General features: G+C 42.0%; 19 protein-coding genes. 17 read left to right on the forward strand and 2 right to left on the reverse strand.

Features of this window, described 5'->3' with window-relative positions; translation table 11 throughout:
- Nucleotides 1–298 precede the first annotated feature (298 nt).
- From NRI27_RS07700 to NRI27_RS07730, 7 genes are all read left to right on the forward strand, one after another.
- The gene (locus NRI27_RS07700; RefSeq protein ID WP_371390186.1) at nt 299–868 is read left to right on the forward strand and encodes a DUF3267 domain-containing protein; all 570 of its coding nucleotides are present in this window, start codon (nt 299–301) and stop codon (nt 866–868) included.
- A gap of 164 nt (nt 869–1,032) precedes the next feature.
- Entirely contained in the window at nt 1,033–1,323 is a 291-nt protein-coding gene (locus NRI27_RS07705) for a translation initiation factor 2 (protein WP_371390187.1), read from the forward strand.
- A gap of 464 nt (nt 1,324–1,787) precedes the next feature.
- Nucleotides 1,788–2,771 carry a ring-cleaving dioxygenase gene (locus NRI27_RS07710; RefSeq protein ID WP_371390188.1) on the forward strand — a complete coding sequence of 328 codons (984 nt, stop codon included), beginning with the start codon at nt 1,788–1,790 and terminating at the stop codon, nt 2,769–2,771.
- Between the two features lie 49 nt (nt 2,772–2,820).
- Nucleotides 2,821–3,360, forward strand: a complete 540-nt coding sequence (locus NRI27_RS07715; protein WP_371390189.1) for an NADPH-dependent FMN reductase — start codon at nt 2,821–2,823, stop codon at nt 3,358–3,360.
- Nucleotides 3,361–3,613: 253 nt separating this feature from the next.
- Nucleotides 3,614–4,327: a hypothetical protein gene (locus NRI27_RS07720; protein ID WP_371390191.1), complete on the forward strand. Its 714-nt coding sequence runs from the start codon at nt 3,614–3,616 to the stop codon at nt 4,325–4,327.
- 1 nt (nt 4,328) lies between these two features.
- On the forward strand, nt 4,329–4,562 hold the full coding sequence (locus NRI27_RS07725; RefSeq protein WP_371390192.1) for a hypothetical protein: 234 nt from the start codon (nt 4,329–4,331) through the stop codon (nt 4,560–4,562).
- 59 nt (nt 4,563–4,621) lie between these two features.
- The gene (locus tag NRI27_RS07730) at nt 4,622–4,915 is read left to right on the forward strand and encodes a helix-turn-helix domain-containing protein (RefSeq protein ID WP_371390193.1); all 294 of its coding nucleotides are present in this window, start codon (nt 4,622–4,624) and stop codon (nt 4,913–4,915) included.
- Between the two features lie 255 nt (nt 4,916–5,170).
- On the opposite strand, the gene NRI27_RS07735 is transcribed toward NRI27_RS07730, so the two are convergent.
- A complete protein-coding gene (locus tag NRI27_RS07735; protein WP_371390194.1) occupies nt 5,171–5,875 on the reverse strand; it encodes a DUF5694 domain-containing protein in 705 nt (234 codons plus the stop codon).
- A gap of 481 nt (nt 5,876–6,356) precedes the next feature.
- Here NRI27_RS07735 and NRI27_RS07740 point away from each other — a divergent pair, with 481 nt between their 5' ends.
- From NRI27_RS07740 to NRI27_RS07755, 4 genes are all read left to right on the forward strand, one after another.
- Nucleotides 6,357–6,995 carry a FusB/FusC family EF-G-binding protein gene (locus tag NRI27_RS07740; RefSeq protein ID WP_317945374.1) on the forward strand — a complete coding sequence of 213 codons (639 nt, stop codon included), beginning with the start codon at nt 6,357–6,359 and terminating at the stop codon, nt 6,993–6,995.
- A gap of 332 nt (nt 6,996–7,327) precedes the next feature.
- Entirely contained in the window at nt 7,328–9,094 is a 1,767-nt protein-coding gene (locus tag NRI27_RS07745) for a M14 family zinc carboxypeptidase (RefSeq protein ID WP_371390195.1), read from the forward strand.
- Between the two features lie 11 nt (nt 9,095–9,105).
- On the forward strand, nt 9,106–9,432 hold the full coding sequence (locus NRI27_RS07750) for a hypothetical protein (RefSeq protein ID WP_371390196.1): 327 nt from the start codon (nt 9,106–9,108) through the stop codon (nt 9,430–9,432).
- Between the two features lie 8 nt (nt 9,433–9,440).
- Nucleotides 9,441–9,740: a hypothetical protein gene (locus NRI27_RS07755; protein ID WP_371390197.1), complete on the forward strand. Its 300-nt coding sequence runs from the start codon at nt 9,441–9,443 to the stop codon at nt 9,738–9,740.
- A gap of 903 nt (nt 9,741–10,643) precedes the next feature.
- On the opposite strand, the gene NRI27_RS07760 is transcribed toward NRI27_RS07755, so the two are convergent.
- Nucleotides 10,644–11,279, reverse strand: coding sequence for a 2OG-Fe(II) oxygenase (locus tag NRI27_RS07760; protein ID WP_317945368.1), 636 nt, complete (start codon nt 11,277–11,279; stop codon nt 10,644–10,646).
- Between the two features lie 441 nt (nt 11,280–11,720).
- Between NRI27_RS07760 and NRI27_RS07765 the strand changes: the two genes are divergently transcribed.
- The 6 genes from NRI27_RS07765 to NRI27_RS07790 all read left to right on the forward strand — a co-directional run bounded on the left by NRI27_RS07765 (nt 11,721) and on the right by NRI27_RS07790 (nt 16,208).
- Entirely contained in the window at nt 11,721–12,203 is a 483-nt protein-coding gene (locus tag NRI27_RS07765; protein WP_371390198.1) for a hypothetical protein, read from the forward strand.
- A gap of 35 nt (nt 12,204–12,238) precedes the next feature.
- Nucleotides 12,239–13,474 (forward strand): replicative DNA helicase, encoded by a 1,236-nt coding sequence (locus NRI27_RS07770; RefSeq protein ID WP_371390199.1) that lies wholly within the window; start codon nt 12,239–12,241, stop codon nt 13,472–13,474.
- Entirely contained in the window at nt 13,467–13,907 is a 441-nt protein-coding gene (locus NRI27_RS07775) for a hypothetical protein (RefSeq protein ID WP_371390200.1), read from the forward strand. Before NRI27_RS07770 ends, NRI27_RS07775 begins: the two co-directional genes overlap by 8 nt.
- Nucleotides 13,908–14,028: 121 nt before the next feature.
- Nucleotides 14,029–14,928: a DUF3895 domain-containing protein gene (locus NRI27_RS07780; RefSeq protein ID WP_371390201.1), complete on the forward strand. Its 900-nt coding sequence runs from the start codon at nt 14,029–14,031 to the stop codon at nt 14,926–14,928.
- Between the two features lie 5 nt (nt 14,929–14,933).
- Complete coding sequence (locus NRI27_RS07785; RefSeq protein WP_371390314.1) at nt 14,934–15,416, forward strand: DUF6978 family protein; 483 nt, start codon at nt 14,934–14,936, stop codon at nt 15,414–15,416.
- 21 nt (nt 15,417–15,437) lie between these two features.
- Nucleotides 15,438–16,208, forward strand: a complete 771-nt coding sequence (locus tag NRI27_RS07790; RefSeq protein WP_371390202.1) for a DUF1829 domain-containing protein — start codon at nt 15,438–15,440, stop codon at nt 16,206–16,208.
- The last annotated feature ends 64 nt before the right edge of the window (nt 16,209–16,272 follow it).

Here is a 16,272-nt window from a genome sequence, read left to right on the forward strand (position 1 = left end):
GTCATGAAAATAACAGCACACGATGACAAAGTGAACATCGATGGTTTTGAGATTTGTGGTCATATTGATCAGGAGCAATCTTGCTCGACCTGTAAGAATCACTTGATTTATTACGAGGACTTTGATGCCTATTTTTGCCCGGCTTGTAATCATTGGTTGGAGTCAAAATGTAATGATCCGAGCTGCATGTATTGTCCGAATCGGCCAGAAACGCCGCTACCGAAGGGGTGAAAGCATGATAGGCGGATAGAGTGAAGGAAATGAGGCATTGGCAGACTAAAGAAAGGCAGGAGCACTCATGATTGTATGGTTTCGGCATTTGCCGCAAGTACGCTTGGAAGGGGCATCATGGCAGCCTTTCATTCAACACGAATGGTTGCGTAAGCATTTTATGAAGATTGTTTATGGATTAATGGTCGCTTTTATTGTATTGCCCTTTGTGTCTGGAGGGAGTCTTACTCCAGTGAAAAACTTCCCCCTCCTGTTCATCATCGTTGGCGTATTTGTCATTCACGAGGCGTTGCATATACTTGTCATCCACAAGAAAGGCGACATGAGCTTAACGTTTAAGGGGATTTATTTTTGGATTCATACAAATGCAATTCTCTCGAAAAAGAGGTATTGGGTACTTATGACGTTGCCTTTCATCAGTTTGACAATACTCCCGGCAATTGTGTCGTTTTTTGTGACGGGCGATTTGCAAGCCCTCCTGTTGTTCATCGCATGGTACAACTTAATTATTTCTGCAGCTGATATTGTGAATTCGATTTTGATTTTATTGAAACCGAATCGAACTGAATTTTGTAGGGGGTATTATCGGGTGAAGCATGAGCGGAATCAGCAGGAAATAGGTGTTATTGAGTCTTAGTAAATGGATGAAATTCCATTATTGTGTCCGTACCTGTGCAAGAAACATTCACGTTTATTCAACCAGGCACCGTCACAAATCACTACATATAAACGCACATTTTTACTCCATATTTCGTACGCTACTAGTAAATGAAGTACTGGCATAGCGAGGGAATAAAGGATGTGTATGAATGGATGGATGAGGGGAATGAAAAAGGAAGAGACCTAATTCCAGTTTCCTCTGAAGTGTATGCGGCGAGAATTGCGCTACTCGGTTCAATTTTTTCAGTATTAGGCGACGGGCTTTCTGCAATTGCTGCGGGTATGGCCCTTCAACAAGCCGAAATCGAAAGTGCACAGGAAGCAAAGGAATTAAAAGAAGCAGATGATCAATCAAAACAAGTCGAAGCCCTGCAAAAACAAATTGAACAATTGACAAAAAGAATTGAAAGTATGGAGAAAAGAACTAGTTGAATCCCGTTCCGCGCAGTTGCCAGCTTCCGTGCAAGCTGACGATTGGGCGGATTTTGGCGATGGTCGTAGGGGAATCAACGATTTTTAACGATGTGTGTACGTGTAAAAACGTTTCTTGTCATGTTAAGAGTGAAATACGATGATTACAGTCAGGTGCGCTTGAATTAATTGAAAACCCGTGAGTGTATGAATCAGTTAAACTCGTGCTAACTTGTGTTTGGTATACACATTGAATTTAATCCGTTTAAACTTACGCTAGCCTGGATATAGTTGAATGATGCGAGTATCATGTCAAGCAGATAGCGAAACTGGCCATTTGAAATTAAAGAATCTTTGTGGTATTATTATCTTGAATTCGAGATATTATTTCGTATTTCACTTAACAAGATACCTACATTCGTAAATTTTTTTATTCATATACCTTGAATTCAAGATAAATTACAAGATTAAAGGAGAGACATCATATGAACGGAATTAAAGGAATTCACCATGTCACTGCTATTACGAGCAGTGCGGAAAAAAACTATGATTTTTTCACCTATACATTAGGCATGCGCCTAGTGAAAAAGACGGTGAACCAAGACGATATTCAGACGTATCATTTATTTTTTGCGGATGATAAAGGATCCGCGGGTACGGATATGACATTTTTTGACTTCCCGGGCATCCCAAAAGGAACGCATGGAACAAACGAAATCTACAAAACGGCATTTCGTGTACCGTCGGATGCAGCATTGGATTATTGGGTGAAGCGCTTTGAAAAATATGAAGTGCAAAATAGTGGCATCCAGGAAGTGTTTGGCAAGAAGACGATTTCATTCATCGACTTTGATGAGCAACAGTATATGTTGGTTTCGGATGAGGAGAACGAAGGAGTTGCTGCGGGAACGCCGTGGCAAAACGGGCCGGTTCCTTTAGAGTTTGCGATTACCGGTTTAGGGCCGATTCACATACGCATTGCGGATTTTGATTACTTTAAAAAAGTATTGGAAACGGCGATGGAATTTAAAGAAATCGCAAAAGAAGGTTCGCTGCATTTATTCGAAGTCGGAGAAGGCGGAAACGGTGCACAAGTCATCGTGGAACATAACACGCTGTTACCGAATGGACAACAAGGATTTGGAACCGTACATCATGCGGCATTCCGCGTAGAAGATGCAAGTGTGTTGGACGAGTGGAATGCACGTATGCGAAAGTTCGGCTTCCCAACATCAGGCTATGTCGATCGATTCTTTTTCGAATCCATCTATGTCCGCGTTGCACCTGGCATTTTGTTCGAATGGGCAACGGACGGCCCTGGCTTCATGGGAGATGAGCCGTACGAAACAGTCGGCGAAAGCTTATCATTACCGCCATTCCTGGAAGGCAAGCGAGAACAAATCGAAGCAATGGTTCGTCCGATTGACACGGTTCGAAGTACGCGGACGATTGAAAAGGAATACTTGTAAACAAGTGGTTTTTTAAAAGTGAAGAACACTAATTGAGGAGGATACAAACATGACAAAACCAAATATAGGTATTATTTTAGGATCAACACGTGAAGGACGCGTAAGTCCACAAGTAGGAGCATGGGTTAAAGAATTAGCAGATAAACGCGGAGATGCAAACTATACAATAATTGATATCGCAGAATATAAATTACCGCTTTTAGGTGAAGCGGGTGACGTATCTGGTGTGGCAGCATGGGCGGAGATCATTTCAAAACAAGACGGTTTCGTATTCATCGTTCAAGAATACAATCATTCCATTACAGGCGCGTTAAAAAATGCTTTGGATTACTTGCGTGAAGAATGGAACAACAAAGCGGCTGGGATTGTGTCATACGGTTCAGTCGGTGGTGCACGTGCGGCAGAGCACCTACGCGGCATTTTGAGTGAATTGCTAGTTGCGCATGTCCGTGTACATCCAGCACTTTCATTGTTCACAGACTTTGAAAACGGAACAGACTTCAAACCTGCAGCAGTTCAAGCAGCTTCTGTTAACCAAATGTTAGACCAAGTGATTCCTTGGACGAATGCATTGAAGACAATTAGATAATCGGATAATTAAAACACAAAATGTGCTTGGTGGCATTTTGTGTTTTAATTTTTTAAAATGAGTATTTCACTCAGGTGCCTGTATTAAGATGATGAGACATGAAACCATTTGCTTTCTTCTTACCAACTGCTAGAATTAAACTAACATTTATCAAGGATTAACTGGATTGGTTTTACACAGCATTTCTGGTGAATCTGCTTATGTAAATAATTTTTTTTCGTTTAAAAAATCTCATTATGAGGGGGGAGAGTTATTGAACATTGATAGTAAAATAAAACAATTGCTTTCAAACATTCTCCCTGTATTATTTGATATCAACAACTATGAAGTAGCTGATCTTCCATCTTTCCGTAGAACAATTGATAAATTCCAACCAAATCTCATATATGATCAAGTCATTAATTTCTTTATTGAAAAGAGTGATGAAATTAATCGCATAGATCAACTAATCGCTGAAAACTTAGACAGTTGCATTGACATCAGCTATCGATTGAAAACGGAACGGTCTTTTCTAGCGAAGTGGGATAAAAATCTTGAAAAAGCGAAACAGCTAAGAGAAGTATGCAATGACACTGTTGGTATTCGTTTCATTGTAGAGAGCTCAGCAGAAGAGATGATTTCAGGAATCTTGAAAGCGATAGAACACACAACGTATACAATGGATATAATAAATATGTATGATAAACCAAAAGCGTTAGATGATGGATACAGAGGCATCCATTTACAATTTAGACACAATCCAAAATGTTTTCCATTGGAAATTCAGTTTTGGACTCAAAAAGATGCATTACTCCATTTCTATACGCATGAAATAATTTATAAAAGCAATCCTAACACTGAAACAATTGCTTATAGTCTAGCGTTAAGAAATATCTTGGAGCGTTTACCGGATAAACCTTCCACTGTTCCCATACCCTTTGAAACGTATCTTTATAAAATTCTACATGCCACTAAAGGAGGAGAATAGTATGTCATTCTTGTATGCAAGAAAACCAGGTATAAATGCAACAGCCATTTTGCCAATGACACAAAAAGATGCACTACGCGTAATGAAGGCAAACCGAGGAATTGATTTTCAACTAGGCGTATTGGGCGGTCCTGATTTAGAGACCGTCACAAGGGTATATGGTGAATTTGCCCCTTATCGCAAGGTGAATACGTTAGAGGAATTGTTTCATCAAATGAATTATCAAGAGAAATAGTAATCTCTTTAAATACATTCCATGAATACGACAGCTTTAACCATTGCTAGGGGTGACTCATGCAATTTGAACTGTCTTCTGCACGTGTCTCTAATAGGGAAAAGCCGCTTATCTTCTGTATTGTTGAAGGTAAGCGGCTTTTTGAAATCTTGCATGTATCTGATCAGACCATTAGAAGAATGTGTGATGCTGGAAAGTTTCCAGATGCAACACGAACAGAAGGTGGACATTGGAGGATACCGAAACAATATTTTAACGTAAGCCTAGATCAAGCCAGAGAAATGAAAAATGAACTAGCACAAGTTCGAAAAAAAGCACAAGAGGGAGGAGAAGTTGATGAGTTTCATTTATAAGCCCGCCTTACCATTACCACTGAGTGAAAAACATTTCGGGTTTTGCGAAATTCGTCAACTTCTTAAATTCCTCCCCTTGGTCAGATAAACAGTTACCCGTTGACGAATCCCCACGTTCTTCGCTCTGCAGTCTAGTCAGCTTTTTACACGAAAAAAAGACCGTCAAATGACGATCTACGTTCTTCCATAAACGCACCCGTTAGTTGAATAAACGTCTGTAAACAATCACGCCTAGTTCTGGTTTATCCGTTTAACTCAGGACAGATAACTAAGAGGTTGGACAACCTCGCAAAGTTCGCTTTCTTCCATAAAATTTGTAACAATCGAAGAGTGCCCCACACCTACAAGGAATAAAATACGTTCTTCTTCAGAATCAATAAGACGGGTTAAATTTGCAAACATTATTAGATTTCTTTTATACCACCAACTTAACCAGTTCATACCAATATAATTATCTAAATCACCAATGCGTGCAATATTCAAATGAAGTTTTTGCCCCATGTTAACTGTGGCGGGATCGTTTAGTTCTTTGTAGTAATCTATTACACTTTTATCATCCGACAATTCAGGCATCACAAGCTCTTCATATATTTCCTTTAGAAGTTCGGGTTGATTTTCTTCCGCCCAATTCACAACTTCCCCATAACTCATATCGGCATCGCCCATCCAATCAGTCGGATAAATCTGTTCATGCTCCATCTTTAAACCTAACCGAAAGGCGACTTGGTATATTTCATTCATTGGTAGTTTGTATGCACCTAGTTTGTATTGATTAAATTCTTCGTTAAATGATTCACTATCCTCTGGAACCATTTCAACTGCAATCTTTGTCGGGTTAAACTTTTCAACTCTGGACACTAATTCCTCTATTTCTCTTTGTCTTTTTTCTGAATCTAGCCCCTCATATTCAGCCATATGAAAACTTCCAAGTACAAGAACTTTTGCTTTTGCCTGTTTCAATACAATTCCTCCTTTAATAGTTGCCCCTTTTTCATACACTTACTCCCAATCCATTTACTTTCACTCATTCGAGTATTGGATATTATCATCTTATAACACTAGTAAATTTCTGGTAATGGACCTGGGGATGGTTCTCAAATAGGGCTCGAGCCTTAATAAATTAAACGTTCAACTTATTATTCATATACAATTCTATTGACTATACAAAATTTAATCGGACACAGTCACTGTAAAAATTTCTTGTTTTGAAATAAAGAAAGCGGTATGATAATGGGCGTATTACAGTAGGAGGTGTTGTGAAGATGGCAATTTTAATGGCATTGCCAGCTTCTAAAAAGACTCATGCAAAGCCGATTTCTGAAGTGGCGATACTTTGCATGGGGCGAATGAAAGACTAATCGCTTGCGAAAGAAGCTTCTCCATTTCTACAATTGTGGCTTTGCGCATTGTTGCAACCCACAAATACGAAGGAGCTGACATGATGACTAACGAACGTTTTATACGAAACGACCAATATAATTTTATTAAAAGACAAGTCCATCAACTCGTGTATGGCCATGCAACCGTGAATGATCAACACGTTATTGGTGCTCTCGAATCGCTCTCCATTGAGAGAGTAGATGAATTGTTTACAGAGTTATCGAATGAACAAAAAGAAATGTTGAATGGTATGGAGAATATTGCGGAAAAAGAAGCAGCGGAACAATTTCTTCTCGAGCTAGAACCGTATATCATTCCGTTCAATGAACCTTCGGAACAGCGTATGAAAAAGCTCTTTCCGAAAGTGAAAAAGTTGAAATTGCCTAAAGTAGGCCTGGACTATACAAAAATGACGTATCTCAGTTTTGACGATATCGGAACGAAAAAGAGATACATTGTCGCGCCAGCCAACAAGGGCTTCATTGGCCTTGCAGGTACTTACGAAGAGTCTCAGATCAAACAAATATGTGCGATTTGCAACCGGCTGACGACTGTCATCCTTTTTATGACGAAAACAAAAGGGGAAGCAATCGGCACATACACGAAAAAAGGGAACTATATTTGCAAAGATGCAGAGAATTGCAACCATCACTTGCTTACCTTAGAAAAACTACATGATTTTGTAGAAAACATGAAATAGAAAGTGGTTATCAGAACGAAGTAGTCAACCTAGATGTGGGGATTGCCGAATAAAGGTACGCGGCACACAAAACCTCAAAACGGTATTCTACTATAAGAAACATCCATCCTTGAGCCTCGGCTCTTACAGGATGGATGTTTTTTTATGTATGAATAGAACTCTTGTTAAAGAGAATCTGTTAATTCATAGTGGTTAACTTCAATTATGAAAAATAGAATTGAAGCATGGCTCTCTGACATAATAAATGTTTTTTTACTATTAAGAAATCTATATTGCTTTCTTCCTAGTAACTGTTAAAATTGAACTAACAAGCAGCATGGGGGAGATTCATTGTGTGGAGAAGATTAATTGCAAGTTTGCTCGTCATTTCTTTATGTCTCGTACAATTTAGTAGTGTTACATATGCACAGTCAACGTACTTTATTAACACACCAAAACAAGTGTATACATATGAAAAACTGACGAAAGATATTCAACAGTTGGCGAAGGATTATCCCGACTTAGTCTCCTATCATTCTGTCGGCAAGACGGCGTATGGGAGAGACATCTGGGCAATGAAAATCGGAAAAGGTGAATCTACACTTCTCGTTACCGGCGCTCAACATGCGAGGGAATGGATGACGACCATTTTAACGATGCACATGGCGAATAAATACGTGACAGCTTATGAAACGAACCAATCCATTCAAGGATATGACGTCAAAAAAGTACTCGACGAGACAACGATTTGGTTCATGCCGATGGTCAATCCCGATGGCGTGACATTGCAACAAAAAGGGTTAGCTGCTTTCCCGAAGAAAGACCATCCGAAACTACTTCGCATGAACGATGGGAGCAAAGACTTTACGCGTTGGAAAGCAAATGCACAAGGCATCGATCCGAATCGAAACTATGACGTTGACTGGAAGCACATCCAAAACAGTCCGAAGAAACCTTCATGGCGGAACCATAAAGGTACGAAGCCTGGACAAATTGCTGAAGTAAAAGCAGTCATGAAAGTGGTGGATGAAGTGAATCCTGAAATGATTTTGGACTATCATAGTTCGGGCGAAGTATTGTTCTGGGATTATAAAATTGATTATAAAAATAAACAACGCGACCGTGTCATTAGCAATAAAGTCGCAAGCATGACCGGCTATTCGCTCATGTTCGCACAAAATCGTGCAACCGGCTCATTGACGGATTGGTTCATGTATCGGTACGACAAGCCGGCATTGACGCCGGAAGTCGGCAAGTTTGCCGGACAGACGAACGTTCCCCTTCAAGAGTTTGATAGGATTTGGAAGCAGAACGCAGCAGTGCCAATGTATGCGGCAATGGAGAGTCGTCAACTGTGGTTCAACAAACAACCACTCGTCCAATTGCGCGATGTCCAAGTCGATTTGCTCAAACCGATAACTTTGTATGCGCAACCGTTCAAACCAACGAAACAAACCATCCAACCTCAAAGAGTTTCAGTAGTCGGAGAAAAAGCGGATTGGTACGTGATTAAGACGGATAAGGGGAATAAATGGATTAAGAAACAGCATACAAAAGAATATACTGTTCAAGGATTCACCGATTATAAAGAGGGGGCTTATTGGTCCGAACCGACCTTGTGGGCTGTCAATAATGGGCTCATTGCCGGCAACGTTGTCAATGAGCGAAAGTATTTAAAGCCAATGGACGACTTGACCGAAGCGCAATTTTTAACGATATTATTCCGCTATGCAAAACCCGAAGAGCTCGCAATGACTGCGCCGACATCCAACTTTTGGGCGGCCGTACCGTATCAACTAGCTACGCATTATAACCTGCCAGTTGCAGGAAGTCTTGCTCATGTAAAACCGGCAAACGCCCCGATTACGCGAGGTAGAATGGCACAAATACTCGCTGCACTGCATTTCGGGAATCCGGCCATAACTGTTGAGGAATCAGTAGCTTTCATGTACGAAGCAAACATTTCCCAGGGCTATGATCCGTTCAATCAAACCTTAGCAAACTTCGGTGTAGATGAAATCCTAAAACGCGGTCAGATTTCAACATTCTTCATGAACTACGACGCTTTTTTACAACAAGAAGCCCTTGGTGACGAATCGATTGAACAAACGGAGGAGTGAGGACAATAAGATTGAAAAGATTCATCATTTACAACGTGTTGATTTGTCTAGTTGTGTGTATAAGCGGCTACAGTTACATCAAAAATCATGCCCGAGAAAAAATTGCTTCTACGTACGCTTTACAATACACAGCCAACAAATATGGACTGGATGAAGGAGAACTAGAGCTACTTGACGTAATGTATAGGAGAGGTATGGGCTTTTATGATATCACCATGCAATCGAATGTCACAAAAGAGGAGTTTGCCAGTGAAGTCAGAATGGCAAATGCCCATCTTGTATCTCATTTTTATGATCTAACAAAAGAACATCGTAAACAGCTATCTGAGGAGCGATGAGAGGATCGATGAAAAAAATCATACTAATCGTCAACATTCTGCTGTGCCTAACGGTTTTATTCATTAGCCATCATTTCCACCGCCAACAACAAAAGGCAGCAGCCTATCATCATGTCCTATTAACTGTCAGTGAAAAGTATGAGGTGAACGTGGATAGATTGGATAGAAAACAAGTTGAGTATCTACCTGATGAAGAATACTATGCTATCCAAATCGAAGTGAAAAAGACAGGCGATGTGCTAGCTTACAAAGTTGGCGTTAATGAAGACTATGCAGTGACGCATGTTGAAAAGATCTTAGAGGAGTAGTCTGAATGAAATGCCTGATGTTATAAATGTGTAATTAATAAAGGTGCCATGTAATCCGGCACTAGATAAATAAGTAAAACAGGCAAGCCGTGTGGTATGGGCTTGCCTGTTTTGTCATGATATCTGCGCATGATAGGAGCCTGCCGCGTCGATAAGTCATGTTTAATTGACGCGCGCCCTGAAAAGGGAGCTTGCCGCGTCGATAAGTCACGTTTAATGACGCGCGATCCGTGAAAAAGGAGCTTGCCGCGTCGATAAGTTACGTTTAATGACGCGCGATCCGTGAAAAAGGAGCTTGCCGCGTCGATAAGTTACGTTTAATGACGCGCGCTCCCTGAAAAAGGAGCCTCCCGCGTCGATAAGTTACGTTTAATGACGCGCAATCCGTAAAATAGGAGTCCCGCGCGTCGATAAGTCATGTTTAATGACGCGCGATCCCTGAAAAAGGAGTCTCCCGCGTCAATAAGTCACGTTTAATGACGCGCGAACCATGAAATAGGAGTCTACCTTGTCATGAACCCACCTTTAATGACGCGCGATCCCTGAAAAAGGAGTCTCCCGCGTCGATAAGTCACGTTTAATGACGCGCAATCCGTGAAAAAGGAGCTTGCCGCGTCGATAAGTCACGTTTAATGACACGAGATCCGTGAAAAAGGAGCTTGCCGCGTCGATAAGTTACGTTTAATGACGCGCAATCCGTGAAAAAGGAGCCTGCCGCGTCGATAAGTCATGTTTAATGACGCGCACCTCTTAAAAAAGCAACCCCGCATCATAAACACACATTCAAAGTCACTCCACAACATTCCAGTGAAAAAACTCACCCTTCACCCGTAACAATCCCGCAAAATACCCTATTCAACCGCGCAACCAAGCACAACGCAAAAGCACCCTCAAGGACCTTACTTACCGCACCCGCTGCTTCCGCATCCACTGCGTCGCGACCCACTTCTCGCCGATCTCCACAGGCGCACCGCCGTGCAACGTCAAATCATTCAACGCCGGATCATTGTAGAAATACTCGAAGTACACCGCCATCCCTTTGCGCGGCGCTACCGAAAAATTCAAATGCGGGAAAAACGTCTCGCCGCCTTGCTCCACATCATTCAAATACATCACAAGCGTACTAATCCGATTATTCGTCACGTTGCTCTTCGCCGAAAAGAAATCATGATGCGCCTTATATTGCTGCCCCGGCGTATACCGAAGGATCTGCAGCCCCTCACCATGCGCAATTGGGATATTCATCACCGCTTCAATGCGCTTTTCAATTCGTGCAACAACAACATTTTCCGTCTCGTCAATGAACGTGCTACTACTCGTCCGGACCTCATTCTCCTCGCGTGTCGTTCCGATCTTGGAACGCTTCAACCCATCCGCCGACAAACGGATCAGTTCATCACACTCTTCCTCACTCAACATATTCCCTAACACAACAACCAACGGCTCATCGATTCTTGCAATAATGTCAATCTCTCTATCTGTCACGATCTTCTTGCCAACATGACCGAAAATCGTCTGCTCTCTATTCTCCGCTATCAACTTCCAACACCTCTTAATTGTTTACTTTGTAAAACAAAAACGTACTCGGGCAATTATATACAGCTAATAACGGTCCTCTCTCGTCCGGTTCACACATCCTTTTGGAAGTAAATTCAATATATTGTAGCACGCAGAAAACCGTATCGTAAATTACTTTTTTTGTACAAAGGATAGGCCAATGGAACTGTTTTGCGGGCGAAACTTTCGTGCGTTTTTTCTTTGAATCGCGATTAAAAAAAACAAACGCACGGCAGCTACGAAACGAAAAAAATTGTACAACAAAACGGCCGCAGCGCACGTGTGAAGTACCGTATGGCAACCATCCGCAAGCATTTCTCATAAGCAAAAAAAATTCTTTTTTATTTTTTGTATCCTTTTATACGTTCCGCGTCTATGTAATGTGTGAGAGCTATGATCATAAAAGTAAAGGTGGAGAATGGAATGGAAATGGAAAGGGAAATGGAAAAAGGATGGTTTAAAGTGTATCGGAAGCTGATCTATAAACCGATTTGGAGAGATGCGAAGCCTCATCAACACACTGTGCTCATCACGTTGCTTTCGATCGTCAATTTTGAAGAGAAGCAATGGGAATGGAATGGCAAAGTGTATACTGCGCAATCGGGACAAGTCATTACGTCGCTGGCGTCATTGAAAGATATATGCGGCAAACATATCAGTATCCAACAACTTCGGACGGCGTTAAAGCGTTTTGAAAAATACGGATTTCTAACAAACGAATCAACAAACCAAAATCGGCTCATAACCATTACCAATTGGGACGTTTACCAGCAAAACGGCAAAGGACAAACAAAGGAACTAACAAGCGAGCAACAAAGCACTAACGAGCAAGTAACAACTAAGAAGAACTATAAGCATTATAAGAACTTAAGAATAAAACCTTTCGCGTATGCGAATAAAGTTTAGGAATTCCAGCTCGATTTGACGAAGGGGGAAGCGCTATGATGGCAGAAAAAGCGGTACTTGGCTCGATGATGAAAGAAAACTATCTCATTACGGATGCAAACTTGTCCGTCTCGCATTTCGCAGATCCTGTCCACAAGATGATTTTCCAGTCGATGAAGGAGCTGCGGGCGAGTGGGAAGGCGGTTGACTTCATCACGTTGTTGACGACGTTCCACCCGCAAGATATCGGAGGGGCAAACTACGTGCGGGAGTTGGCGGACTATGCGCATCTCCCAACGTTCGATGACCATGTGACCGTCATGCTCGATGCATGGCGGGAACGGGAAACACGCAATGTGCTGCACATCGCCATGCAAGAAAACTGGCCGATTGATCGCATTATGAATGAATTGGACGCGCTGCTTGACAACCGCGTGTGCGATTATGCCTCTTTGAGTGCCTTGCTAGCGGACGTCTATGAGGACCCGTACATCAAAAAAGAGATCGTAGAAGGGGCGAAAGCCGGAATCGGGGCGCTCGATACGATGACGGACGGCTTCAAAGACGGGGAGCTGACGATCATCGCGGCACGGCCAAGCATGGGGAAATCGGACGTTATGCTGCATATCGCAAAGCACGCCGGCTGGACAAACCGGCTGCCGCTCATCTTTTCGCTTGAAATGTCCGCCGCGAGTTTACGAGATCGCCTGCTTGCGTCAACGGGAAGATTCTCCCGCATCCGGATGCGCGATCCCTACACGATGTTGAACGACAAACAGAAAACCGACTGGCCGCGCACTGTCGGCCGACTTGCGGAATCGAACATGCACTTCTTCGACCGCAGCAAACAGACCGTTGCTGAAATCCGCATGAACGTGCGCAAAATGATCCATACGTACCCGGACAAGAAACCGATCATTTTCATCGACTACTTGACGTTAATTCATTCGGAGGACAAAAGCAGCAGCATGCACTTGCAAGTGTCCAAAATTACGAAAGACTTAAAAGCGATGGCCCGCGAATTTAACTGTCCCGTCATCACACTCGCCCAGCTTAGCCGCGCCGTCGAACAACGACACGACAAACGCCCACTCATGTCCGACTTGCGCGAATCCGGTTCCATCGAAGAAGACGCTGACGTCATCGTCTTCCTGTACCGCGACGCCTACTATTCGAAGAATGAAAACGATTTAACAATGGAACTCATCGTCTCCAAAAACCGCAACGGCCCGGTCGGCACCGCCGTCGCCATGTACAACAAATTCACAGGGGAGGTCATCGGCAATGCCTAAACTAACGATCAAAGAAGAACTCGAGGACGCCATCAAACTCGACGGATCTTTCGTCGCACACGCCATCTACTACGCCCTCCAAAAAGGACTCGTCCAACTCGACGACCCATCAAGCAGCCTACCATACCCCCTCCTTGACTACGACATCATCACGAAATGGATGGCCACAAACTACTTGCAACTGTGCACTGTTAAGCTGTTCAAGATTCCCGTGCAACAAAACCGGCAGGCGCTGTACTTGGCACATGAAGAAAACGAAGCAAGAGCGCAACACTACAAAATGTACGGCTACCGTGTCGAGCGTATCATGGAAGCCCCGCATGAAATGGATACGTCGTTGTATTGCGAGGAGACGGGGAAGCACCGGGTGATACGGGATATGAAACGGAAGACGGTGGAGTTTCCTTGTTGGGTGGGGGAGATGGGGCGCTGAGGGGAACAATCCACCGTTATCAACCGAATTAAGAAAAGTGGATTTTATCTGTGTTTTTTTACAATATACTACACTTTTCTGATAGAATAGTAGTATATAACAAATAAAGGAAGTGGGCGGAATGGAATCCTTATTACTTGAGAATAAACTAACTAATGCACAGGTTGTTAAACTTAAGAAATATGCGAGAGAAAAACAAATGTTGGCGTTTCAAAAAACCTTAGAAAAATACCGAGATACAATTGGGTACTGGGAACTTACCGACTACAAAGATGCAGGAGCAAATTGGAAATCAGAAAGTACATTAAAGTGTATGTGTGGGAAGACATTACGCTATCAATATACAGTTACAAATCAAAAAACCGCCGAAATCTTAACGTTTGGAATTACCCATTTGAAAGGTCACACAGGATTCTCAGATGAAGTAATCAGAGATATTAATAAACAAATAAGAATCGCAGTTAAAGCAATCAATGAAATGGAAGAACGATTACTGAATGACTGGAAGCTTAATATGGAAGTACCAGCTGATGTTATTTTGCCTGAGAAAATCAAGAAGTTGCTTGAAGAAGGGATGCCATTGTCCCGTATTGAGGAAAACGAGTTAATTAGATTAATTCAGGAAGCTGAAAGAGTTAAATGGAAGAGGGGACGAATAGATAATTCAAATGGACAACCTAATCGAGACTTAAGGACTGACTTGGCACTATTGAAGGATGTGGACTTTGAGGCGAAAGGAAAGATAAAACGTATTGAACCAGGGAACGGTCCTTTTGAATTATGGCCACATGAGCAAGAATTTGTCGAAGACATGCTTTATTCGAGTGTGGGTAGCGCCATGCTCATTGCAGAAGAACTCCATTCAACATACCAATATTCCGATCGTTTTCGTTCTGGTCGTCCAAAAGTATATCCTTTAGTCGTTTATTACCTGGATAGACTTGTGCAAGAAGGAAAAGCTGAACTGTCACAAGATCTTGGTTTTACAGACCGTATTTACAAAGTATTGGAGGTACAGTGATTTCAATGAATGCTAAGGCCATTAATGAGTTAATCAATAGTCTTAAAGCAATTACTGTACACGGAGATGCAATTATAATCCCAGCTGATAAAACGGCGGATAGGCTTGAATTGAAAGATCATTCCTATTATTTCTGGGTAGATATTAATAGAAAAGGCCATCGGCTCAAAAAACTCACTCTTCAATTACGTGAGCAACAAAGAAAGGAGTTGCCACTTCTCCGTCTTGATATATATGGTCCGCCGCATCAAAATCCTGAAGGCGATTTTCCATTAGCTGGTGAGATCATTCCTTGTCCGCACATACATATCGCTCATCCCGAATACGGTATTAGCATAGCGTATCCATTGAATAATACATATGCTAAAATGTTAATACCTAATGTGATGATTGACGATGCTCTAGTTGTCGTAAAAGAATTTTTGAGAAGATGTAATGTGGGGAATATAGATGACTATACTTACACATACCAAACTGAACTCTTATAAAACAGAAAGGAGTGAACATCAATGATCAGTGAAATGAAATTGCTGTACGACACTTGGAATAAAAACCAGTTGCAGCTTGAGGACCATGAAGACTTTATTTTAATTACGACACCATTCCTTGATTTGCACCATGACTTCCTACAGCTCATTTTCACGAAGAACGGAGCGGAAGAATACAGGCTGTCCGACGATGGCTTCGTCCTATCTGAATTGGAAATGCTCGGAATCGATATTTTCAGCTCGCAGAAGCGTAAAAGTTTCTTTGACATGACCCTGCGCATCTTTGGCGTAACACATAATCGAGCTACAGGTGAACTTTCCGTCTCCTTCAAGTCACTATCCGAGTATCCTAAAAAACAGAACAACCTTATCCAATGCCTTCTGCGCGTTTCGGATATGCTCCTGACTGCAAGAAATACAGTCATCAGCATTTTTGCAGAAGAAGTCTCCAACTATTTTATAGAGAACCAAGTGTTTTTCTCGGACGATATCGGTTATACCGGAAAATCGGGCAACTATCAAAGCTTCGACTTTGTCATACCCGCCGCAAGGGGTAAAAAGGAAAAGATTATTAAAGCTATCAACAATCCAAAAGCAGATAACTACAAGCAACCTTTGTTATCGTTTGTAGATATACAAGAGTTGAAACAGAACTCGCAATTCATTGTATTAGGGAATGACTCCATCCAACCGATATCCGAGACGTTCTACAACTCATTATCGAACTACCAGATTCAAGTACTTCCTTGGTCAGAACGGGATCATTGGGTTAGTGATTTACGAATACTATAGAGACACTTTTGAAGTACCGAAATGGGCTTTGAAAGTGTTTTTTTGTAGGTGGTTTTTGGGATCA

This window comes from Sporosarcina sp. OR05, assembly GCF_041414805.1.
GTDB classification, from domain to species: domain Bacteria; phylum Bacillota; class Bacilli; order Bacillales_A; family Planococcaceae; genus Sporosarcina; species Sporosarcina saromensis.